The organism is Clostridium sp., assembly GCF_050717535.1.
In the GTDB taxonomy this organism is placed as follows: domain Bacteria; phylum Bacillota; class Clostridia; order Clostridiales; family Clostridiaceae; genus Clostridium_AD.
The window spans coordinates 51,826-75,351 of record NZ_JBOITM010000074.1 but is presented as its reverse complement, the minus strand read 5'-3'; the positions used below and the strand labels follow the sequence as shown (position 1 = coordinate 75,351).

Annotated in this window: 26 protein-coding genes and 1 tRNA gene; 3 read left to right on the top strand and 24 right to left on the bottom strand. The window is 33.2% G+C overall.

Annotated features, from left to right (window positions below):
• Positions 1-72: 72 nt before the first annotated feature.
• The 3 genes from ACREVU_RS14015 to ACREVU_RS14005 form a co-directional block, all read right to left on the bottom strand.
• The gene (locus ACREVU_RS14015) at positions 73-1,905 is read right to left on the bottom strand and encodes a DUF5050 domain-containing protein (RefSeq protein WP_431552221.1); all 1,833 of its coding nucleotides are present in this window, start codon (positions 1,903-1,905) and stop codon (positions 73-75) included.
• Between the two features lie 219 nt (positions 1,906-2,124).
• Entirely contained in the window at positions 2,125-3,354 is a 1,230-nt protein-coding gene (gene fliB / locus ACREVU_RS14010) for a flagellin lysine-N-methylase (RefSeq protein WP_431552220.1), read from the bottom strand.
• 189 nt (positions 3,355-3,543) lie between these two features.
• On the bottom strand, positions 3,544-4,446 hold the full coding sequence (locus ACREVU_RS14005; RefSeq protein ID WP_431552219.1) for a helix-turn-helix transcriptional regulator: 903 nt from the start codon (positions 4,444-4,446) through the stop codon (positions 3,544-3,546).
• A gap of 182 nt (positions 4,447-4,628) precedes the next feature.
• Here ACREVU_RS14005 and ACREVU_RS14000 point away from each other — a divergent pair, with 182 nt between their 5' ends.
• Complete coding sequence (locus ACREVU_RS14000; protein WP_431552218.1) at positions 4,629-5,012, top strand: hypothetical protein; 384 nt, start codon at positions 4,629-4,631, stop codon at positions 5,010-5,012.
• A gap of 35 nt (positions 5,013-5,047) precedes the next feature.
• On the opposite strand, the gene ACREVU_RS13995 is transcribed toward ACREVU_RS14000, so the two are convergent.
• Positions 5,048-5,356, bottom strand: a complete 309-nt coding sequence (locus ACREVU_RS13995; RefSeq protein WP_431552217.1) for a multicopper oxidase domain-containing protein — start codon at positions 5,354-5,356, stop codon at positions 5,048-5,050.
• Here ACREVU_RS13995 and ACREVU_RS13990 point away from each other — a divergent pair.
• Complete coding sequence (locus ACREVU_RS13990; RefSeq protein WP_431552216.1) at positions 5,309-5,710, top strand: DNA/RNA nuclease SfsA; 402 nt, start codon at positions 5,309-5,311, stop codon at positions 5,708-5,710. The genes ACREVU_RS13995 and ACREVU_RS13990 overlap by 48 nt on opposite strands.
• A gap of 276 nt (positions 5,711-5,986) precedes the next feature.
• Here ACREVU_RS13990 and ACREVU_RS13985 read toward each other — a convergent pair.
• The 3 genes from ACREVU_RS13985 to ACREVU_RS13975 form a co-directional block, all read right to left on the bottom strand.
• Positions 5,987-6,078 (bottom strand) — tRNA-Ser (locus ACREVU_RS13985).
• A 136-nt stretch (positions 6,079-6,214) separates the two neighbouring features.
• Complete coding sequence (locus ACREVU_RS13980) at positions 6,215-6,832, bottom strand: DedA family protein (RefSeq protein WP_431552215.1); 618 nt, start codon at positions 6,830-6,832, stop codon at positions 6,215-6,217.
• Positions 6,825-7,208, bottom strand: a complete 384-nt coding sequence (locus ACREVU_RS13975; protein WP_431552214.1) for a hypothetical protein — start codon at positions 7,206-7,208, stop codon at positions 6,825-6,827. Before ACREVU_RS13975 ends, ACREVU_RS13980 begins: the two co-directional genes overlap by 8 nt.
• A gap of 285 nt (positions 7,209-7,493) precedes the next feature.
• On the opposite strand from ACREVU_RS13975, the gene ACREVU_RS13970 reads away from it, so the two are divergent.
• Positions 7,494-8,957, top strand: a complete 1,464-nt coding sequence (locus tag ACREVU_RS13970; RefSeq protein ID WP_431552213.1) for a ThiF family adenylyltransferase — start codon at positions 7,494-7,496, stop codon at positions 8,955-8,957.
• 86 nt (positions 8,958-9,043) lie between these two features.
• Here the strand turns inward: ACREVU_RS13970 and ACREVU_RS13965 are convergent, their stop codons facing one another.
• The 17 genes from ACREVU_RS13965 to ACREVU_RS13885 form a co-directional block, all read right to left on the bottom strand.
• Entirely contained in the window at positions 9,044-9,205 is a 162-nt protein-coding gene (locus ACREVU_RS13965) for a hypothetical protein (RefSeq protein WP_431552212.1), read from the bottom strand.
• Complete coding sequence (locus ACREVU_RS13960) at positions 9,205-9,363, bottom strand: MoaD/ThiS family protein (RefSeq protein WP_431552241.1); 159 nt, start codon at positions 9,361-9,363, stop codon at positions 9,205-9,207. Before ACREVU_RS13960 ends, ACREVU_RS13965 begins: the two co-directional genes overlap by 1 nt.
• Positions 9,364-9,488: 125 nt before the next feature.
• A complete protein-coding gene (locus ACREVU_RS13955) occupies positions 9,489-10,253 on the bottom strand; it encodes a 2Fe-2S iron-sulfur cluster-binding protein (protein WP_431552211.1) in 765 nt (254 codons plus the stop codon).
• A gap of 11 nt (positions 10,254-10,264) precedes the next feature.
• Positions 10,265-12,073, bottom strand: a complete 1,809-nt coding sequence (locus ACREVU_RS13950; protein ID WP_431552210.1) for an NADH-ubiquinone oxidoreductase-F iron-sulfur binding region domain-containing protein — start codon at positions 12,071-12,073, stop codon at positions 10,265-10,267.
• Positions 12,066-12,554 (bottom strand): NADH-quinone oxidoreductase subunit NuoE, encoded by a 489-nt coding sequence (gene nuoE, locus ACREVU_RS13945; protein ID WP_431552209.1) that lies wholly within the window; start codon positions 12,552-12,554, stop codon positions 12,066-12,068. Before nuoE ends, ACREVU_RS13950 begins: the two co-directional genes overlap by 8 nt.
• A gap of 33 nt (positions 12,555-12,587) precedes the next feature.
• Positions 12,588-12,857 (bottom strand): ubiquitin-like small modifier protein 1, encoded by a 270-nt coding sequence (locus ACREVU_RS13940; protein ID WP_431552208.1) that lies wholly within the window; start codon positions 12,855-12,857, stop codon positions 12,588-12,590.
• 77 nt (positions 12,858-12,934) lie between these two features.
• A complete protein-coding gene (locus ACREVU_RS13935) occupies positions 12,935-14,743 on the bottom strand; it encodes an aldehyde ferredoxin oxidoreductase family protein (protein WP_431552207.1) in 1,809 nt (602 codons plus the stop codon).
• Positions 14,743-15,261: a 4Fe-4S dicluster domain-containing protein gene (locus ACREVU_RS13930; RefSeq protein ID WP_431552206.1), complete on the bottom strand. Its 519-nt coding sequence runs from the start codon at positions 15,259-15,261 to the stop codon at positions 14,743-14,745. Before ACREVU_RS13930 ends, ACREVU_RS13935 begins: the two co-directional genes overlap by 1 nt.
• A gap of 263 nt (positions 15,262-15,524) precedes the next feature.
• On the bottom strand, positions 15,525-15,959 hold the full coding sequence (locus ACREVU_RS13925; protein WP_431552205.1) for an MOSC domain-containing protein: 435 nt from the start codon (positions 15,957-15,959) through the stop codon (positions 15,525-15,527).
• Positions 15,959-16,438 (bottom strand): cyclic pyranopterin monophosphate synthase MoaC, encoded by a 480-nt coding sequence (gene moaC / locus ACREVU_RS13920; protein ID WP_431552204.1) that lies wholly within the window; start codon positions 16,436-16,438, stop codon positions 15,959-15,961. Before moaC ends, ACREVU_RS13925 begins: the two co-directional genes overlap by 1 nt.
• A 25-nt stretch (positions 16,439-16,463) precedes the next feature.
• Positions 16,464-17,423, bottom strand: a complete 960-nt coding sequence (moaA, locus tag ACREVU_RS13915) for a GTP 3',8-cyclase MoaA (RefSeq protein WP_431552203.1) — start codon at positions 17,421-17,423, stop codon at positions 16,464-16,466.
• A gap of 11 nt (positions 17,424-17,434) precedes the next feature.
• A complete protein-coding gene (locus tag ACREVU_RS13910) occupies positions 17,435-19,342 on the bottom strand; it encodes a molybdopterin biosynthesis protein (RefSeq protein ID WP_431552202.1) in 1,908 nt (635 codons plus the stop codon).
• A 39-nt stretch (positions 19,343-19,381) separates the two neighbouring features.
• Positions 19,382-20,605 (bottom strand): molybdopterin molybdotransferase MoeA, encoded by a 1,224-nt coding sequence (locus ACREVU_RS13905; protein WP_431552201.1) that lies wholly within the window; start codon positions 20,603-20,605, stop codon positions 19,382-19,384.
• Between the two features lie 136 nt (positions 20,606-20,741).
• A complete protein-coding gene (locus ACREVU_RS13900) occupies positions 20,742-21,233 on the bottom strand; it encodes a MogA/MoaB family molybdenum cofactor biosynthesis protein (protein WP_431552200.1) in 492 nt (163 codons plus the stop codon).
• Positions 21,202-21,936 (bottom strand): ATP-binding cassette domain-containing protein, encoded by a 735-nt coding sequence (locus ACREVU_RS13895; RefSeq protein WP_431552199.1) that lies wholly within the window; start codon positions 21,934-21,936, stop codon positions 21,202-21,204. Before ACREVU_RS13895 ends, ACREVU_RS13900 begins: the two co-directional genes overlap by 32 nt.
• 10 nt (positions 21,937-21,946) lie before the next feature.
• Positions 21,947-22,597, bottom strand: a complete 651-nt coding sequence (locus ACREVU_RS13890) for an ABC transporter permease (RefSeq protein WP_431552198.1) — start codon at positions 22,595-22,597, stop codon at positions 21,947-21,949.
• Between the two features lie 58 nt (positions 22,598-22,655).
• A complete protein-coding gene (locus tag ACREVU_RS13885; RefSeq protein WP_431552197.1) occupies positions 22,656-23,498 on the bottom strand; it encodes an ABC transporter substrate-binding protein in 843 nt (280 codons plus the stop codon).
• Between the last annotated feature and the right edge of the window lie 28 nt (positions 23,499-23,526).

The window sequence follows — 23,526 nt, the reverse complement described above, 5'->3', positions numbered from 1 at the left end:
AACATTAAAAACCCAGTAGCCATTAAGGTTACTGGGTTTTTAATAATGCTACCGATAGGATTCCAACCTAAATTAGTTAAAGATCTGTCTTTGCGTTCCATCTGTTTTAATTTTTATAGTATCTGTTTCTGAATCTGTTCCATAGTAAATCCATTCGTCTACAACGCTAATAAACATTGCCTCGTCATCACTAATTTTAGTTTTATCAGTGCCATCTATTTTAATCTTATAGAGCTTGTAGCTATCAGATGCGTTGGAATAGTAAATCCACTCTCCAGAAACATTTATAAACTCTGCAGTATCATCGCAGATTGTGGAGATGTTTGTACCATCCTTTTTCATTTTCATTATGTTTCCATTTTCTCCCTTTAAATCACTTGTTTCAAAGTATAAATATTCTCCTGAAACATTTAAATATGCTATACTAGTTGCACTATATAATTTGGTTAAGCCTGTACCATCTTTTTTCACCTTATAAATCTCTGATTCACTTGATTCATCCGGACCCACAGTAATTGTATAATACACCCAGTCGCCGGATATATTAATTTCATATGCAGTTTCATTGGCTAATTTAGTTTTAGATGTTCCATCTGTCTTCATCTTATAAAGTTTTCCATCATCTGAATAATTGGAATAGTATATCCAATCCTGAGCAACCACCATATACAGGGCTACATCATTACTCAATTTAGTTCTACTAGTTCCGTCTGTTTTTACTTTATACATTTCGTTTTTATTACTTGATGCTTCAATATAATATATCCATTCACCAACTACGTTTATGAATACAGGCATATCTTTGTTCACTTCTATCTTCCCAGTTCCATCAGTTTTGATTTTATATAAAGTTTCATTGTTGTAATAAATCCAATCACCTTGTTTTGCCACAAATGCAAAGTTAGTGTTATTTCCTGGCGTATTTCCATAAACATTATTTGTTAAAACTGATTGAGGCACAACACCTTCTCCACCTAAAGCCCATAATTTATTTATAGAAGATAATTTTAAAATCATGTAATCAGCAGTTGAAATAGACAATGTTTTATCCATTAATATAATAGGCGATGATGTTTTTGACGCAAGTGCCGAACCGGATAATGCATCGGGGAAAGCTACTCCTGTTGCGACGTATACATTGTCAAAACTTAAGTCCAGTACAAACCTGTTTAATACTGCAATATTAGTTTTATATCTATCGTCACCTGATACCCTCTCTGCAAGTGGAAGTCCCTGCATTACTTTATCACTTACAACGCCAGTGCCACCAATAACAAATGCTTTTGTAACTTTATTATCTGTTATATATTTTTTAATACTATTGGTCAGCTCATTTTTTGGAGATAATATAATTGGCATACCCTTACTTGCAGCAATTGGTGCTATTGAAAGAGCATCTGGAAATCCTGCTCCTGCTGCAACAACTATCTCAGTACCTAAATTAAATTTTTCCTTAATATAATTCGCAATACTTAAGGATGTTTCATATCTGTCAATACCTGATAATCTAGTTACCGTTATACCTTTTAAACTTAACTGATCCTTTATACTTTTAGAAACAGCACCCTCGCCACCTACAATAAATATATTCTTTACTTGTAGTCTGGTGAGTTCATTACTAATTGCAGTGTCTAAGGTTTTCCCTATTAATAGTATAGGTGCATTTAACTGCTTAGCAAGAGGCGCTGCACTAAGCGCATCTGGAAAATCATACCCTGATGCTAAAACAACATTATCTGAAGTTGTCCATCCAGACTTTGAAATTGAGATTGATGTTGCATACCTGTCCACACCTTGAAGCCTTTGTATAGTGGCTGCAGATGCTTTGCTTGAAGGCATTAGTACAATTAATGATACTAATAAGACCGAAGACAACAAACACTTAAAAGAAAATTTACCTTGCATTTTATCACTCCTTAAACATATGTATTTACTAAGAACATTTTAGCATTTATTATGAAGATTCGATATACACAATGTTATCCAATACTGGTATTGCATATCCCTTTTCTATTATGTATTCTCCATAATTTTCTAAAACCCTTTACTATTCCTTTATAAATTGTGAATTTGTTTTTTCACTAAACTATCTAAATATATCAATGTTTATTTATATTAAAATTATTAACCAACAAACAAAAGTCTTTTAGCAAATTCCATATTATCAAGTTTATTATCTTTTATATAATTTAGCACATCAACTGTATAAGTTTTATGATGTCCTATTACTTTTGAGAAAACTTGAATAAACTCAACTATATTTTCTTTAGAATCCTGTTTATTATATAGATATTTTCCAACCAAATAAAATTTACTAAATGAATATCTTGTTAATAGCATAATATATCCATCAAATATGTTTTCTGTTTCAGAAAACGGAAACATATTGTTATAAATAAAATTCACTAAATAATTTTCAAAAATATAGCTGATTTCATTTGCAAATTTTTCATTGTAATCTTCAAATGCTTTTATATACAATTCTAAATGTTTATTTATGTCATCGCCTTCCTCAAACTTAAATGCAACTATAATTTGCTTAGTATATTCCACAAAAGAAACACTGTCTACTTCTTTAAATACATTTAGGAACCCCATCATCCTTTTCGAAAAATCCATGCCAGCAATATAACTTGACTGATTTTTCTCATAAGAATTACTAACTGAATTTATATCATATTTACTAATAAATTTAGGTACATTATTATAATTATGTTTAATTTCACTTTCTAATGTGTTTATAAATTCACCTAATATATAAAGTCTCTGACTTAAATCAAGTTTTCTATTTTTTATTATTTTAATACTCAAATCTCTAATTTCTTTAAAATATTTCACAGGTGAATTATTGAATTTTTTAGATTTAGTATCAATATCACTTGATACTATGTGCTTATCTAAAGTTTCTTCGCCCTCTTCAAATTCAATACCTTCTTCTTTTAGAAGAATAATTCTTGCAGCTTCAGGACAAGCTACGTCAAGGGACATTTCATAAATTCCATCTACTTTATTGATTATTCTAGGGAATGATGTACAAACATTTGAAAGATATTCTTCTCCAAGCTTAGAATAAATAATACAATAATTTTCTTCATCTAAAAAAGGACATCTTTTTCTATTTGTTAATTTCACTTTTCCATAATCTACATCACTACTTGTATAATTTTCATTATTATGTACATTCTTTTGAAACATTCGCTTCATTTCTTTGTCTTGAACTTTATAATACTGTCTAAAGGTGGTCTTATCAATATCAATATCCCATCCAACACAACAGCTATCTTCGCACTTACCAGCTATACACTTAAATTCTTTAAGATATTTCGGACACCTTTTTTTTATATTTTTTCCCATTTTATACTTCCTTTGCAAGTAAATTATTCCAAGTTTTATATTTATTTCATTTTAATATTTTAAATTGGTCAGACGTGTCTTCATAGTAGCTTCTCTAAAATGTTTCTACTAAAAATATCTTTAACCTTATTATAAAATATCACACAACATTATAACACTTTACTCAACATTATCTAAAATTATATTATTCTATACAGATATGTGACATTGCTTATACTCTTTTGGTGTGACCTTCATATAGTGTTTAAACATCCTAGTGAAATAGCTAGAGTTATTGAAACCAGTTTTTACACCAACCTCTGTAACAGAAAAGCTAGATATAGATAATAGGGAAGCTGCTGTTGTTATACGGTACTTTATCAGATAAGTTGTAGGAGAGGTCTTAATTGTATTCCTAAAACAACGAGTACATTCTCTTGTGCTGATAGTTGCAGATTTTGCAATTTTCTGTAACGTTAGTTGCTCAGAGTAATGTTCATGGATAAACTGCATCATGATTTTTACCCTTGACTCACTTGATGAATGCATATTTTCTGTTTGCACAAAATTGGATATTCCATCATGAAGTAAAAGATTCCAGATATGTGCAAGGTGCTCGATAATAAGCAGTTCTTTTCCAAGGTAGTCACTTGTATATGCAGAATAAGCACTAAGAATACTACTTAAACAATCCGTTGTCCAAGCAATTTTATTTGTAAATGGGATGAAATCCAAACTATTTATAGAATACAGAGGAGTGGAAAATTTAAGAAATAACTCATTTTCTATTCCACCGGTAAAAAGGCTTGGTGAAAATATAAAGGTAATGATCTCGCAGCTTTCACATTCATAGAGTTGTATGGAGTGGAGCACATTTCTATTAATAAAACCTCCTTCAGATTGATGAAGTATATACGAACTGTCCCTAAAATTAAATTTAGCGGTCCCATTTTTTATGAAAAATAATTCTATATCAGTATGCCAATGCCAAGGAACATCTCCGGTAATATATTTAGCAACATCTGCGAATATAATAATACATGGAAAAGAAGGAGAAGGGTATTCAAATATTTCCATTCCCTCTTGTGAAATTGGAATAATCGACCTTTGCATGATAAAACTCCTTTCAGAAGATAAAGCAGACCAATCTGGCTCGATTGTGTCACAATGTGTCTGTTTACTTATATACTTTAATATGTAAATGGCCTTATACTATAACTAAATTATATAATAGCTAAAAGTAATATGCAATAGACAAATACGGAACGATTTTAATCTTTAGGAGGAATAAAAGTATGGAGGGAATACATGCTGCTAAATTGTTAAGCTATCATTCATGTCGGAATAACGATGTTTCTAATAACAAATGGAAAACTGGATTTCTTGGGAAATTAATAACATTTGATGGAGTTATTGCTGAGGATAATTTTATTGAAGTGATGGATTGCATTAAGACTTTATCTACAGAATTTAAAAAGGACAATGTTAATCGAGAATTGATGTACGATGTTATTTCGATTATCTATTTAGGAAGATGCTGGACTGAAAAAAATAATAAAGTAGAACCCAATATATTATTTTCAAATAAACAGTCAGAGAAAATAGCAGAATGGATTGATATAATAGAAGATTCTATTTTTCATTTACTAGAAGGAGATTATAACGAGAATTGTAATTAGCATAATAAGAACTAATAATTCCTCCATTAAATTGGCTAACATGTAGCTTTCTTCATATATTTAGCAGCATCAAACCCTTTATAAACTATTGCTGTAGTCATACCTCCAAGAGGAAGTGTTTTATTATTACTTACATGATGAGGAATATGACAGTGAAGTGGCCAAGCACCAGGATTATTTGCTTTAAATATAATATCCCTTGTAGTTCCTGATGAAATTAATATAGTATTTTTAAGAAGTCTATTGTCTTTTGGGATAATGTTTCCATATGCTGCAGCTTCCCAAAATTGGTGACCATGAAAATGAATAGGATGATTATTAAGCCCTATATTACCAAATGTCATTGTCCTTCCACTGGACGCATTGGAAATTTCATATTCAAAGATATTCCTTGCCTTATGTCTAAAGCGAAGGACGAAAAGAGAAAAACACCCTATACAGTAGAAGCTATATCATTAGACGTACCTACCACTTCTCCAAAAACGTGGATTGGTATAAATCAAAATGCAGTAAATAGGTATATAGAACATTTTTTGAAAACCGAGCAGTTTAGTAAACTTGTTGCTAATGGCCATAATACTATTCGCGAACAAACTCTTGGTAATTCAAGACTAGATTTTTTAGTAGAAAACACCTACATTGAAGTAAAGACATCTCTTGTAGAACTCCCCCACAGTTCAAATGTTTCTTATAAATAACACAGTGAGTTTGATTCATTTGACAGATTCATCAAACACATATACGAGTTATCCAGTAGCCTAAAAATAAATCAAAGAGCCATATTAACTATTTTGAACTTACAATGGATTTTATTAATATTTAATTTATGCCGTATTTTCAAAAAATCAGGTACCATAAATATCATCTGATTTTGTTTAGTTTTAATTAGTGTCGACAAATCGTCGTCAAGCATAACACATTAATATTAATAATACAAAAATGACTCTAGCATAAATTGCTAGAGCCCTTTACCTTGGCGGAGAGAGGGAGATTCGAACTCCCGGAACGGAATAACCCGTTCGCCTGTTTTCGAGGCAGGTACCTTCGGCCACTCGGACATCTCTCCATATAATAAGTTACCTTTTATAGTATAACATACTTAAGTTTTATTTAAAGCACCTTTACCAAATTATAGTCAAAAAAAATCACCGAGAAATTTCCCGGAAATTCATTGTAAAAACAAGAAAGATAATAACCAGTGTTTATGCTTGTTTATGTTTCTTGTTTCTAATTACTTTAATAAAAAAGTACAGTGCAACAATTAAAATTGCTATGTAAGTTAAAATTTGTCCAAATCCTGTGACTATTGGAACTATGGCTTCCCATGAATCTCCAAACCAATAGCCGAGTCCCAAGTAGATACATGTCCAAACCAATTCCCCTAAAGCAACAAACAAACTAAAGGTTCTCAGTTTATATCCCGTAAGACCTGCCGCAGCATTTATAAATGGACCCATAGCTGATATGAAAAATCTGCTAAGAAAGACTGAGACTCTTCCATGTTTTATTAAATAATCTTTAGCTTTAAATATTTTGGGTTGCAAATAAGTTTTTACTTTAGAATGATTATTAAAAACTTTATCCCCAATAGTTCTCCACACGATATAGGCAATATTATCTCCAAGCCATGAAAAAAACCAAACTTGTAGTGAAAGAATTATCACATTAAATTCACCAGCATAAGCAAATGCTCCAGATGCCATTACAAGTAAAGATGCTCCTGTTGGAATTCCTATACACTGAAGTACAATTATAATACTTAAAAACCAAATATTATAGTCTCTGAAGTATCCTATCAGTAAGTTACTAAATTCACTCATGTTTATTACCTTCTGTATTTATGTCATTTTCTATATTTATGCTGTTTTCTATAATTCTTTTTAAATTATCCTTAAGCTCATTTGAAGTTTTATTATACTTTTTCCCTAACTCTTCAATATTTAAATTTTCATCACCGCTCTGAGGAATAATCTCAAGGGCCTTAAAAATGGAGTCTTCACTTATATTGTTTTTTTCGGATAATTTTTTTACTGTCATCCATTTATGTATGCTCATATCCCCTATTTGTCTACTTTGTTTAGTTGGCAGATTAATATTTTTAAATTCTAAATATATTAATGTAAAACGTCTTATTACTAAAAATGTAATTATTATAATAAAAACTGATAATATACCCGTTTTTAGATTTTTTCTCATTAAATCCCCTCACTTGAATAATATTCTATTATTCATATTATAATAGAATATACCAATAGATACAATAAGTGATAATAAATTTACTACCTTAGCTTAAAAAGATTATCGCTGATAGGATTTATAAGAGCGTAACTATAGTCTGAAAAAAGCAAGCACTTATTGAACCTATTATGTAAAAGCATTATAATATAATTAAGGTATGAACAATCATATATCTAGATGTTTTACATAAATATTCCTTTACACGTTTTGAATATAGTTCTTTTTTATGAAGGGGGTATCATAATGATTTTATCAAAGGAACAAATCAATAGATATTTAAGACATATAATAATCCCTGAAATTAGTGACAAAGGGCAAAAGAAATTAACTGAGTCGAAAATTTATTTATATGCATCTACGGTACAAGAGGCCTCATCTCTCATATATTATCTTTCAGCCTCTGGAATAGGTTATATTTCTTGTTATTTTAAAGATTCCCTGGGATATGAAAAATTATTTAAAAACATAAAAGACCTAAATGGTGATGTAATTATAGACCTTGCTGATAATGAAGTATCAATAGTATACAGTGACTCTGTTTTTAGTGAGGGTTTGGCAATAAGAATATTGATTAGTAAATATGAGGACTTACAAGATAATTTAATAAGTTTTTCTTGCAGCCATAAGTCATCTGTGTTTATTCCCACTATTATAACTATTAACAATGGTTGGAGGGGATATCTTCAAACTTTTAGTAATGAGAAGGATTTTAATGAGTTACTTCTAAAGCCTGTTCCATTAGATTCAAATTCCTTTGGATCTAATTCTCAGGTCAAAGAAGGCACTATTCTTTCTAATTGTCTACTTTCTGCACTCACCTCCGTGGAATGCGTAAAACTATCTTTAAATTTGGGAACCCTATTAAATAAACCATTATACTTTGATCTTCTATCTATGAAATTTAACAAGGCCGATAATAAAATCTTTAATTTAGCAATTACTGATTTTCTTAAAGATAGTTCTTCTAAGAATGCCGTACTTAATAATTCAGAAAAAAATCATAACACTAAAAAGCTATCAGATAGTAAGGTCTTAATTGTAGGTACTGGTGGACTTGGTTCTCCTGTAGCTTATGCTCTATCCTGCCTAGGTGTAGGAATCATTGGTGTTGTTGATTATGATACTGTAGAAATAAGCAACCTTAACCGCCAAATACTTCACAGTACTTCTAGGATTGGCATGTCAAAAGTTGACTCTGCAGAAGTTTTCATCAAAGATTTAAATCCAGATGTAAAGGTAGTAACTTATAACACTAGCATCAGCATACACAATGCATTAGATATAATTGGGGATTATGATGTTATCATAGATGCAGTTGATAATTTTCCAACTCGATATCTTCTAAATGACTCATGTTATTTTGCTAATAAACCCCTTGTAGATGCAGCGGTGGTAAGATTTCATGGATTAATTATGACAATACTCCCAAATAAGGGTCCATGTTATCGCTGTGCATTCCCTCTAATTCCTAATCAAAAGCCTGGCACTAGTTGCTCTGAATTAGGTGTTTTAGGTCCAGTACCTGGCGTCATGGGATTTCTTCAAGCAACTGAAGTTGTAAAGCTACTCTTAGGTATAGGCGACACCTTATGTAATAGGATAATCTACTATGATGCCTTAGATTCTGATTTTGATACTATTAGTATTAATAAATCCATAGACTGTGATTTATGTGGATCTAATCCAACAATTACTACACTTGTTTAATATAATACTTTCTGTTAGATAAACAAAAATAAGGGAATCAGTTAGATCATACTGATTCCCTTATGAATATATCCTCTCATATTTTATTATCCTCCAGCTGATAAGAATCTTAAACGGAAAGCAATTATCATTCGATCTATGAGGTCTTCTCTACATCGTAAAATAACTACAGTAGCTGGTATTTTATAATTTACTATTTCTACTCTTTTCATTCCTCTCATTTCCATGTTTTTTTCCACAAACTCCATTATCCTCCCCCAACCGGTGGGAAAAGTGCAATTAGATCTCCTTCTAAAAGAGGCTTGTCAAATTGTCCATCCCGTCCATTAACAAGTAATATTGCAACCTCAGATTTATCTATTCCTAAAATAGCAATAACATCTTCTGTAGTTTCACCTTGTTTCAGTTACATAAAATAAAGTAATTTCAAAAAAAATATTGACTGTCCCAATTTAAAACACTTCGTCTATTTTATACCGACTCATTTTAGGACAGTGTTTTATTTTGGGACAATAAGCAATTGTCTAATTATTAATTGTTAAGATTAATATTTTCAGATACGTCTCTAAATTTTTCTGAAACAATTTTCTTTTTGCAATCTTCACATAGTTCTTCTCTTTTAGATTCATTTAATTTTTTTGTAACATAATCGAAGTTCTCTTTAGTAGTGAAATACCGTCCGCATTTCTCACATTTTAAAAGTTTAAATGTCTTTCCCCAAATAGTCCTTATATCTTTAGTGTCCTTCATTACTATAGCCCCAGTTGGGCAAACAAAACTACATGCACCACAGCCTATACAACTGTCTGAAGGTTCATCATAAGGAGTAGATATTTTTTTCGTTACACCCCTGTTTACAGTTGATATGGCATTGATACCTACTTCTTCACAAGCTTTTACACAAAGTCCACAAAGTATACAATTCTCCAAGTCATCCAACTTAAATCTTTCTATTTCCTCATCAAGTACACCATACTCATTTTTTAACTTTATCATGTACTCATTTCTCGGAGCACGTGCAGTAAGAAGCGTAATTATTGTTTTTCTCATACTCATTATTTTTTCTGATTTAGTAAGTACCTCTACTTCCTTTGTTATTGGATATAAGCATGAAGTTACAACTTTTGCCCAACCTCTGTCAATAACTTCTACAATACATAGTCTGCAACTACCTTGACCTGGAAGTGCATCACTATCGCAAAGAGTGGGTATAGCAATTCCATTTCTTTTACAAACACTAAGTATATACTCTCCCTTCTCAGCTTCATATTGTTTACCATCTATCGTTATTTTCATGATGTCACCCCCTATTTAACCATTACTGCATTAAATTTGCAGTTATTTATACAATTTCCACACTTAGTACATTTATCTAGATTAATTATATGTGCCTTTTTAATTTCTCCCGTTATCGCATCAGAAGGACAATTCTTCTTACAGAGGCCACAACCAATACATTTATCTGTATCAATATAAAAAGTGGTTAGTTCTTTACATACGCCTGCAGAACATCTTTTATCCCTTATATGCTCATCAAATTCATTTCTAAAATACTTTATTGCAGATAAAATAGGATTTGGCGCACTTTTTCCAAGTCCACATAGCGAAGCTTCCAAAACCGTATCGGATATTTTAATGATTCTTTCAATATCCCCTTCTCTTCCACGTCCTTCGCATATATCATTAAGTATCTCCAGCATCCTTCTTATCCCTTCTCTACAAGGTGTGCATTTTCCACAGGATTCCTCAGAAAGAAAATTCAAATAATACTTAGCTACATCAACCATACAGTTTCGCTCGTCCATAACAATCATACCACCAGAACCCATAATGGCATCTGCCTTAGCAAGAGATTCATAGTCCACTTTTAAATCAAGATACTGCTCGGGTATGCAGGCTCCTGATGGTCCACCTATTTGAACGGCCTTAAACTTTTTGTTACCTATTACTCCTCCACCTATGTCATATATTAGTTCCCTTAGAGTAGTACCCATTGGGACTTCTACAAGCCCTGTATTTTTAACCTTACCAACCAATGAAAATACTTTAGTTCCTTTACTGTTTTCAGTACCAATAGAGCTATACCACTCTCCACCTTTTAGAATTATTTCTGGTATATTTGCCCATGTCTCTACATTATTTAATATGGTAGGTTGTCCCCATAATCCTTTTTCAACAGAGTGTATATATTTGGCTCTAGGTTCTCCAACTTTACCTTCAATAGATGCCATAAGTGCTGTAGACTCTCCGCATACAAAAGCACCTCCACCTCTGACAATATCAATATCAAAATCAAAACCACTACCCATTATGTTTTTGCCAAGGTATCCTAAACTTCTTGCTTGTTCAATCATCTTTGATATGTTTGTTATAGCAAGATTGTATTCATCCCTTATGTACGCAAAACCACTATGAGAATTAATAGCATAGGCGCATATTGTCATAGCCTCTATTACATTACCAGGGTCTCCCTCCAGAATGCTTCTATCCATAAAAGCACCAGGATCACCTTCATCTCCGTTACATACCACATATTTAGGAAAACTGTCTATTTTTTCGCACTGACTCCACTTTCTACCAGTTAGAAAACCAGCACCACCTCTTCCTCTAAGACCAGATTTTGAAACCTCTTCTATTATATTTTTCTTAGGTACATCAAAGATTGCTTTTCTTAGAGCCTTAAAGCCTCCTCTTTTAATATAATCATCAATGCTTGTAGGATCTATTTCTCCAATATTTCTTAAGGCAATTTTCATCTGCCTCTTATAGAATTCACTTTCCTTATGGGATTTAACTTTTTTACCCAATGATAGGTCAAAGTAGAGAAGCCTATCAATTACCTCTCCCTTTATTATAGTTTTCTCAATAATTTCCTCTATGTCCTTCTCCTTCACTTTAAAATAGGAGATATCATCAGGCATAATCTTTACAATTGGTCCCTTTTCACAAAGTCCATTGCACCCCGTTGGTTTTATATAAGTTTCTACTGCTATGGGTGCACCTATATCTTCAATTTTTTTCTTTAAAGTCTCATATATTTCTTTGCTACCATTAGCGAGGCATCCTGTACCACAGCATACATAAATTATTCTTTTATCCTTATTAACACTATTCATCAATTTCACCCCCATATTGATTAAGAATATCTCTAATCATATTTGGAGTAACCTTGCCATAATATTTATCATTCACAACCATTACAGGTGCAATTGCACAAGAACCTAAACAATTTACAGTCTGAAGTGAAAATTTTCTATTTTCAGTTGTTTCTCCTGGCATGATATGGAGATAATTTTGTATTTGTTCTAGTACCCCAACTGAACCTCGTACATGACAAGCCGTACCATCGCATACTGTTATTATGTTTTCTCCTTTTGGAACAAGACTTAAAGCTTTATAAAATGTAGCCATACCATATAGCTTGCTTAGAGGAATACTCAGATAATCTGAAACTTTATTAAGGGCTTCTCTTGGAATATACTTATATTCCTTTTGTATATCCTGAAGAATTGCTAATGTATACCTCTGCTCCTTTGAATGTCTATTTAAAATTTCATCTACATGTGATAAATCCACAAATACCTCAGATGTAACCATAAAATTCTCACCTTCTACTAATATTTTTCCCGTTTAGCCTCCTGCCACTACAGGAAATATGGATATTTCATCATTTTCAGTAATTTCTGTTTTAATGCCATTTAAATGTATAATATGTCTTCCATTAACTAATATAATAATTTCATCACTTAACTGGGAATTTTTAAATAATGTTTGTCTTAGATTTTTACCATATTTATCACTTAATAAGTTTAAAAGTTCCAATACTGTATTACATCCACTTATTTCTACTTCTTTAGTTTTTGTATAATCCCTTATATACGCAAAAAATTTAACCTTCATTATCACACCTCATATTTACAAACTATAAACCTATTAAATTAGCATGCAAAATCTTAAATAATGCATGCTAACTTTATTTAATAAACTATAGACAATTCTTTAATCTTTGCCTCTGTTGGAATACTTTCTTTGTCCCAACCACGTAGTGAATAATACTCACCTAGCATAGTATCCAGTTCTACAACCATGCCTTTCCCTGGTCCCTCTGGTAGTGGTTCTTTAAGTAATCTTTCAGGTAATGTGTCATCGGCCTTTGTAAACCCAGCTTTCAAATTGAAAAGCTTCTCTAAATTCCATATTCTTTCTCCCGCCCTTAAAATCTCTTCATCTGTATAATCGTAACCTATAGCTGTTCTAATCATTGCAGAGATTTCGGGAAGTCCAATAGCAAAAGTTGTAAATAAACATATTCCCGCCGAATCCACTACTGCAGTAAGGTCTTGAAAAATAATTAACCACTGAGCTTTATCAGTTGTTACAAGTGGATCAAGTTTTTGAGGTAGCCCAAGTATTTCAGGTGATATCATATAGCCTCTTACATGGCATGCCCCTCTGTTGGATGTTGCAAATCCAAGCCCTATACCTTGAATTGCTCTTGCATCATAGGCTGACATCTCCTGTTTTTTAACAGACATAGAAAGTTCACTATGACCATAAGACTCAGCAAGCCTATAAGAACCCTCTGCAAGTTTGTCACCAAATCCTTCTCTTTTTGCAGTCTTCAGTGTAAAGTTCACTACTGCCTCTGCATCTCCAAATTTAAGTTCTCCACCTAATTCATCCTTTGTAATTAAGCCTTTATCATAAAGTTCCATTGCACATGCTATTGTTGAGCCAAGAGTTATAGGATCCAGTCCATACTCATTACATATAAAATTAGCCTTGCAAACTGCATCCAGCTCTTTAACCCCACAATCTGCTCCAAAGGACCAACCTGCCTCATATTCAGGACCTTCACCAGAACTTTTGAATTTTCCATCTTTAATTTTAGTTAAACGTCCACATCCAATTGAGCAAGCAAAGCAACCTTTAGCTTTAACTAAATATTTTTCAGTAAGTGCTTCCCCGCTTATCTCCTCCGCATTTTCGAATACTCCTCCATCTCTCCAGTTTCTAGTTGGAAGTCCCCCTGATTGATTTAATATGTTAACAAGTATTTGACTACCATAAGTGGGTAATCCCACACCTGTTACTGGATTAGCTTTAATCTTAGCCCTTGCATCTGTGCAGGCAGCCATGAATTCTGCTGGTTTTGCCACTTCTACAGTGCCTGTACCTCTAACTACCACAGCCTTGAGATTTTTAGAACCCATAACAGCACCAAGCCCTGATCTTCCTGCAGCTCTATGTTTATCATTCATAACTGTAGCAAAGAGTACAAGTTTTTCTCCTGCAGGTCCAATGCAAGCTACCCTTGCATTTAGATCCGTTTCCTTAAGCACATCATCTGTAGTTTCAAAAACAGTTTTACCCCATAGATGCTCTGCACTTCTAAGTTCCACATTATCATTATTAACATATAAATAAACGGGTTTTTCAGATTTACCTTCAAATATTATTCCATCATACCCTGCAAATTTAAGTTCAGGTCCAAAATGCCCCCCTGAATTTGATGCTCCTATAGTTCCAGTAAGTGGTGCCTTTGCTACCACCTCATATCGTCCTGCAGATGCTCCGAAAGTTCCAGTAAGTGGTCCTGTAATAAATATCAGTTTATTTTCTGGGCTAAAAGGTTTCACAGTAGGTTCAACTTCATCCATAAATATCTTTGTTCCAAGTCCCCTTCCACCAATGTAGAGTTTAGCATCCTCCATGTTCAGATTTTCTATATTTATATCACCATTTGATAAATTTACTCTCAAAATTTTTCCCATCCATCCAAACATTATTTATCCACCTCCGCTAATAAATCTCTGAATTTATCTGCAACTAACTTTTTCTTATTAAGTTCATAGGGACTCGCCTCTCTAAACTCTATTGCTCCTGAAGGGCAAAATTCTGCACACTTCGGATTACCATCACATAAATCACATTTAACTAATACTTTTTTTTCTGCATTAAAACTCATATTTCCAAATGGACAAGCACTAATACAAAGCTTACAACCTATACATTTATCCTGATTAACTACTACGGTATCGTTTTCATTCTTAGTAATAGCTCCCACTACACATACCTTCATACAGTATGGATCTTCACACTGAAGACACATTACTGGCACAGATATCATTGCTTCATCATACTGAAAAACTGATACTGCTGAATTTTGTGGATTAAATGCATTTGTCTTTGCAAATGAACAAGCCATTTCGCAGGTTCTGCAACCGGTGCATTTTTCTGGTGAAATTATTAATTGTTTTGCCATTTTTTTGCTGGATATCTTGCACGCAAGATTCCAACTCACACCTCCTTATTTTTAAAAATAAAAAGAGTCCATATTCAAAAGGCATAAATATCCTTTTGAATATGAACTCCTTCGCACAATGGCAGATGCAGAAATCACTCTCTACACCCTAACGTCTTAAATACCTTACCCTTAAGGCTAAATAAGATTGGAGTACAAGATAATTTGTAACAAAACTAGTTAGAAATAGAATTGCTTATACAATATATATTTACACATTTAATCTAATATTCCTCTATTTTAGAAAATAAATATTACATAACTTATTCCTCCACTACAATTTCATCTCCAGCTTTGATATAACCCTCTTCTAGTACTTTGGCAAATATACCTTCTCTTGGCATTATACAATCTCCAACTAGTTTCATAATTTCGCAACCTTTATGACATTCCTTTCCTATCTGGGTTACCTCTAAAACTACTTCTCCAATTTTAAGCTTAGTCCCAACAGGTAGCTCATACAAAACTATTCCCTCTGTAGTAAGGTTTTCAGCAAACTTCCCTGAACATAATCCTTCTACTCCAGTAGCTCTCATTTTATCAATGCTCTCCTCACCAAGAAAACTTACCTGTCTATGCCAATTTCCTGCGTGTGCATCACCTACAATACCATGATCAATTTTAAAAAATCCACTTTCTATAGGGTGTTTTATTACCCCTTTCTTCTCACTTATATTTACAGCAGTTACCTTTGCCATTACAATCCCTTCCTTTCAAATATTCCTGATTTTCCACCACTTTTTTTGATAAGCATAATATTATTTATAACCATTCCCCTATCAATTGCCTTGCACATATCATAAATAGTTAGTGCTGCAACAGATACTGCAGTTAGTGCTTCCATTTCGATGCCTGTTTTTCCTACAGTCTTGGTGGTTGCGGTTATTTCAATTTTATTGTTTTCAAAATCAATATTAAAGCTAATGTCGCAACCTGATATCATTATTGCATGGCACATTGGTATTATTTGAGAAGTGCTTTTTGCACCCATAATTCCACCCACCTGGGCTACAGCTAGTACATCGCCTTTTGAAATAGCACCCTCTTTTATTCTTTCCAGAGTTTCTCTTTTCATAGAAATTGACCCAGTTGCTACAGCTGTTCTAGCAGTGTCAAGTTTTTCAGATACATCCACCATTTTGGCTCTTCCTTCATCATTTATATGAGTAAATTTCATTGTCGAACTCCTTTTTTTTGTTTATTTAGCCGCCTATTTGAGACATCACCTTAATACTCCTACTAACACTATCTTCCTTCAGATGATGTTCAAGTGGCTTATTATAAATTGCTGATTTTAATACCTCTGTAAGCTTTTCTTCATTATTTAGGTATTCTCTAAGGTTTATTTCTTCCTCTGAATGAAGACAAGGTTTAATTGTACCTGTGGAAGTAAGCCTTATTTTATTACAATCCGAGCAAAATTTACAACTTATAGGACTAATGAATCCTATTTTCCCTTTTGCCCCAGCTAACTTGTACAACTCCGCAGTGCTGCTTTTAGGAGTCTTTATTTGTGTTAACTCAGGATGGAGCTTTAATATTTCCATAAAGCTTATCTTACTTTTTTCATAAATTTTAATACCTTCACCTATAGGCATAAGCTCTATAAACCTTATTTCTACTGGCAACTCTCGAGTTAAGTTTAAAAAATCCTCAAACTCTGTATCATTAATACCTCTCATTAATACTGTATTTATTTTTACAGGTTTTATCCCAAGGGATAAACACTTATAGATGCTTTCCATTACTTTATCTAGACTTCCTATCCTTGTTATACGTTTATATTTTTCACTATCAAGGGTATCAAGGCTAATATTAACTCTATTAAGTCCTGCTTTTTTTAAATCCTCTGCCATATCAGAAAGCAAAATACCATTTGTAGTTATAGAAATATCATCTATTCCTGGTAGTTTGGAAGTTTCATATATTAACTTGTCTATATTTTTCATAACTAGAGGTTCTCCACCAGTATATCTTATTTTATTAATACCTAATGTGGTAGCTACCTTTACAATTTTCAGAGTATCTTCAAAACGCAGAATATCCTCATGTCTTAGACTTTTAACTCCTTCTTCTGGCATGCAATATATACATCTTAAATTACATCTATCAGTTACTGATACTCTTAAATAATTGATGTTTCTTCCATTACTATCCCTCACAAAATCCCCTCCTAAATTTCAATTATTTCACCTATTTCTGAATAATCATAGCCTCCAAGTTTATCAAGTTCTCTTTTAAAATCATCGCCTCTAATTACTTTTATAAATTCGCGTATCATATTTGTATTTAGAACCTCAACAGGCACAGCAAAATCATATTCTTCATTTCCAAGTTTTATAAAATCAAGGTCCATGAGCTTTGCTGCAGAATAAACTCCAAGTCCACAATCTGCATCCCCTGCAGCAACTACAGCTGCAACAGCAATGTGAGTGAATTCCTCTCTTTCATAGCCATATATATCTTTTGAATTAATATCAATTTTCTTTAGGTTATAATCTAAAAATAACCTAGTACCTGAACCTCTTTGCCTATTAACAAATTTTCTACCCTTTATAGCTATATCTGAAAGTGATTTAATATTTAATGGGTTTCCTTTAGGCACTATTATTCCCTGAATTCTTTTAACACCTTTAATTAATGCCATAGGTTTATACCCTAAATATTTTTTAAGATACGATATATTATAGCTTCCATCCTCCATGTCAAGTAAATGAATCGGAGCTATATGGGTTTCTGAGCCTTTCAATGCCATTATGCCTCCCATGCTTCCAACATGAGCAGATGAAAGAAAATAGTTGGCGTTTTTAATATGGAAAAGATCAGAAATTATATCTACTATTGGGTCATGACTTCCAATGCATACAAGAGTATTTTTAATTTCATCCTGGCTTCTTAAAAGCTTAACATTTACTTTAGTTCCCACTTCATATCCTTCTATATTTTGTGGAATTTCTAATACCCCATCTGCCCTAACTAAAGACATTGTTGTTCCAGCCCCACGACCTATAGGTGTAGCAATATATTTTCCAGAAACAAAACCAATCTTAACTCTAACAAACTCTAAATATTTTAGTGTTGACATGGTCCGTCTAGTAAGCATAGCCTCAATAGTTTTTTTCTCTTCATTATTTATCCCTTGATAAGTACGGACTATATTTTTACAGATATTCTCCATTACAAAATAAGCAGACACAGGAAATCCCGGTATACCAATAACAGGCTTTCCTTCTATACTCCCTAGAATAACAGGTTTACCCGGCTTTATAGCTACTCCATGTACATAAACTTCACCGAGTTCCTCTATTACCTTACATGTAAAATCCTCCCTACCAGCTGAAGAACCTGCGCTTATAAGTATAATATCGCACTTGTCTACTGCACTTTTCACAGCATCTTTAATAAGTGAATAATCATCTATTACTATATCAAATCTTAGAGGTATTCCTCCCCACTCCTTAACTTGCGCAGAAAATACTCTTGAGTTAAACTCAATTATGTCTCCAACCACAAGGTCACCACCGGGCTCCACCATCTCAGTTCCAGTTGGTATTATTCCAACCACTGGTCTTTTATACACCGAAATTTCATTTACTCCTCCGGCTATAATAGATGCTATATCAACTGGCCTAATTAAATGCTTTGATGGAATAATAAGTTGTGTCTGAACAATGTCTTCCCCAATAGTTCTAATATGCTGCCAAGGGGTAGCGCTCTTATAAATAGCTATTTTTCCCTTTTCTACATTTATCAAATCCTCTACCATAATTACGCAATCATATTCTTTCGGTATAGGATCTCCAGTATCTACCACTAAATAGTCGATCCCTTCCTCGAGTTTAATATGACTTCTATCTGTTGCACCATAAGTTTTTGTACTTATCGTTGCAATCCCATCCATGGCTGAACTATTATAAAAAGGCGAGGATATTTCCGCAAAAATTGGCAAGTATGAAACTCTTCCTGCAGCATCCCAAGTAACAACATACTCTACTTCACTCTTTATAGGAAGTAATTTGTTAAAATATAAATCAATTGCCTCTTTTAAATCCATATTTGATAAAAAAACCTCTTGAGCCAATACTCTCATCCCCTTTGTCCATATAGTTAATCATTTTATTTATAATCTGTAAACTTGTACTATTTGCCCTTCCTTTAAACCTTCTACGTTCTTATCTATAACAACATATCCCCAGGCCTTTGAAAATACTGATATTAACCCAGATTTACCAAACACAGGTTTTGCAACCACCATATTTTCTATTGTTTCAAGCTCTACAGGTAAATATTCCTCGCGGCCCTTAGCACTATGGTAGTTTATACTTATTACTGCATCTGTTCCATAGATTTTTTCGCTTTGAGATGTTAATCCATATAAATATTCTTTAACAAGTACCTTATATACAATGGAGCACGCAAGTGGATGTCCTGGCAGTCCAAATATTATTTTTTCACCATGTTTTCCTATTATAGTTGGTTTCCCAGGTTTTACTGCTATACCATGTACCAAAACCTCTCCATCGTCGTAGGACGATATCACCTTTAAGGTCTGATCCTTCTTACCTACGGAACTTCCTCCTGAAATCAATACCATATCACATTCATTAAAAGCTCTATCAACTGTATTCTTTAAATCATTATATTCATCTTTAATAATTCCATAACTTACTGGCTGCATTCCATCCTCAAGAAGCAAGGACCAAATCAGATTTGTATTTATGTCTCTCACCTGTCCTATAGATGGTTTTTCTTCACAAGGCACTACTTCATCACCAGTTGAAATAATAGCAACCCTCGGTCTTTTATAAACTGTTACCTCTGAAATTCCTATACTTGCAAGGACGCCTATCTCATAGGGTCTTAACTTATCACCTTTTTTAATAACAATATCCCCAGCATTTATATCTTCACCAACTTGTATTACATTATCTCCCATAGCTGCAGGTGAATAAATTAGTATTGTATCCTCATCCATCCCATGGCTATACTCAATCATCACAACACTATCTGCGGAACCCGGAAGCATTCCTCCTGTTGGCACATACATACACTCACCCAAAGCTATATCTGAGGGTGGTACCTTTCCCATTAAAACCTCACCTTTTAGGAAAAGCATAGCCGGCATCGCTTCACTAGCTCCGTTTACATCTCTTGAATTCACTGCATAACCGTCTACTGTTGACCTTTTGAATTCAGGTATATTACATTCTGCTTTTATATCACTAAAACTAATTCTAGAAGCACTTTGCAAAATATTGATTTTTTCACATCCAAGTGCATACGTAAACGAACTATCTATTATTTCTTTAGCCTCTTTTACAGATACCACATTAAAAAGTTCCATTGTCATTCCCCCTAGTGCCTGCGTTAGTTTTCTAATTTTAGCAAATTAATTTAGTTGTAGTAGTGGTTATTCACTAGCACTTTTGCTACTTGATAGCGCTCGCTACTTGCTAGCGCTCGCTACTTGCTAGCGCACGTTACTTGGTAGCGCACTCGCTAGCCTCGCCTTTCAATATATCAATTCCGTGTGGAATTGCAGATAATACAAACCCTAGATTTTCTACAGCAGCTTTAGGGCTACCGGGAAGATTAATAATTAAAGTCTTTCCACGAATTCCTGCAATACTTCTTGAAAGCACTGCTTTTGGTGTAATTTGAAGTGATTTCATTCTCATAGCCTCGCCAATACCAGGCACATATTTTTCAATTACATTTTGAGTAGCTTCTGGAGTGACATCTCTTTGTGAAAACCCTGTTCCCCCATTAGTTAAAACTAAATCCACCTTAAGTTCATCACATAAATAAATAAGTTCTCTTTCTATTTCTCGAATTTCATCAGGAATCATTTTATAATAGCTTATAATAAATCCCTTATCTTCTAATTCACTTGTAATTGCAGGACCTGTACCATCTATTCTTTCTCCTCGAAAGCCCTTATCACTCATGGTCAATATTGCTGTTTTTATCATTGTCATCACTCCTTTTTAAAAGTTGTCTTAGCAATTTATGCTCTGGAAAATTAAGAACCTTATGTTTTTCTCCCTGTTCAATAATTCTACCCTTGTCTAAAAATATAACAAAATCAGCTACTCTCTCAGCTTGCATTAAGTCATGAGTGACTAAAATAACACTTCTCTTTCCTTTAGCCATAGCTTTTATAAGTTTTTCAGCTCTTAGCGTACTTTCAATATCCATACTGGCAGTAGGTTCATCCAAAAAAGTCATCTTGGTTTGCAAAATAGCTGTTCTAAGTAGGGACACCTTTGCTTGTTCTCCACCCGATAACTCTCTAGTATTTTTATTAAGCAAGTCATCTATTTCAAAGCAGTTCACATAGTGGCTTATTCTTTCCTCAATTGCATCTTTACCGAATTTTCTGAATTTAAGTCCCATTATTATATTTTCAATTACTGAAGAATTGAATAAATATGGACTTTGAAGCATAACTGATATATCTCTTTTTACAAATTCGCCAAATGCTTTATTGTCATATAATACAGTTCCCCTTGTAAACGCCTCAATACCTGAGGCACATTGCAAAAGTGTAGTCTTTCCACTACCATTTAAACCAAGCAATGCATAAACATAGCCTTGTTTAAAATTTAGTTCATCTATATTTAATACTTCTTTTCCATTATACTCTTTACATACATCTATCAATTTAATATTCATACCCTATCACCTATTTTTCATCTATCTTACTAAGTCCATGCAAAATAAAATTAACCATAAATGCAACAAAAAGCAATATAATCCCTATAGTAATAGCCTCAGAAAATTTGCCTTGACCAGTTTCCAGCGCTATATATGTAGTCATTACCCTTGTATCACCTTTTATATTTCCACCTACCATCATCACTGCACCAACCTCAGAAATTGCCCTTCCAAAACCAACAGCAACAACAGAAAAAAGTTGAGCTTTGCATTCTCTTATTATTAAAAGTAGAGTTTCTCTATTTCCTGCACCTAAAGAAATACAATTTTTCTTAATTTCCCTTCCACGACCTCCTATTGCTGAAACAGTAAGCCCAAATACTATTGGAAATACCAGAAGACTCTGAGCTATAATCATTGCCGCAGGAGTATATAACAGTTCAAAATGTCCTAACGGTCCCTTTCTTGAAAGTAATAGATAAACCACCAGTCCCATTAGCACTGGTGGAATACTCATAGAAGTTTCAGATATTCTCACAATATATTTTTTCATCCTAAAATCTTTTAAGGCAAGAGGTATTGCTAGTAACATCCCTGCCATTGATGCTATTAATGTGGCTGTAATTGAAACAAACAAGGATAATAAAACTATATGTGCAACTTCTCCATAATAACTCATAAAATCACCTATTTTTTCGCATTAGTTCTAATTACATTAGTGCTAATTTGCATTAGTCCTAATTTGCATTAGGTACAAATAAAGGCATGCCATATTTCTCCTTGCCATATTCACCTATAAGCTTTTGTCCTTTATCAGAAAGCATCCAATCAATAAATTCGTTTTCTTCTTCTACTTTAATTTTATTCTTGCTATCATCCATTCTTAATAAAGCATACTGATTTAATAAATCTGTACCCTTTTCAGTAACAATATCCAAATCTAATGTAGCCTTCATATTTAAATATGTAGCCCTGTCAGTCAATGTATAAGCTTTTTTCTCAGATGCCATTGTAAGTACTGCTCCCATGCCTTTTCCTGCTGATATATACCATTTTCCAGTAGGTGTTATTCCTGCAGCCTTCCATATAGAAAGTTCTTTTGTATTAGTACCTGATTTATCTCCTCTAGATATAAATTTTGCTTCACTGCTACTAAGTAATTTTAATGCAGCTGTTGCATCTTTTGGAGCTTTCTCTTTAAGTTTTGCAGGGTCATCTTTTGGTCCTACTATTACAAAGTCATTATACATCACTTCAAGCCTTTCTGTAGCAAATCCATCTTTAACAAATTGAAGTTCTTGAGACTTTGCATGCACAAGCAATGCATCTGCATCTCCACGCTTGGCAACCTCTATTGCTTCTCCTGTTCCTTTAGCAAGTACCTTAACTGTAATACCTGTATCTGCTTTAAATAAGGGCAGCAAATAATCCAAAAGCCCTGAATCTTGAGTACTTGTTGTGGTTGCAAGAACCATAGACCTCTCTTCTTTTGAACATGCTGTTATAGCAAAAGCCATAACAATACAAAGTGATATTACTAATAAATTCTTGAAACGACGTTTAATTTTAAATATTGACATAAAAAAATCCCCCTTTATATTTTTGTAT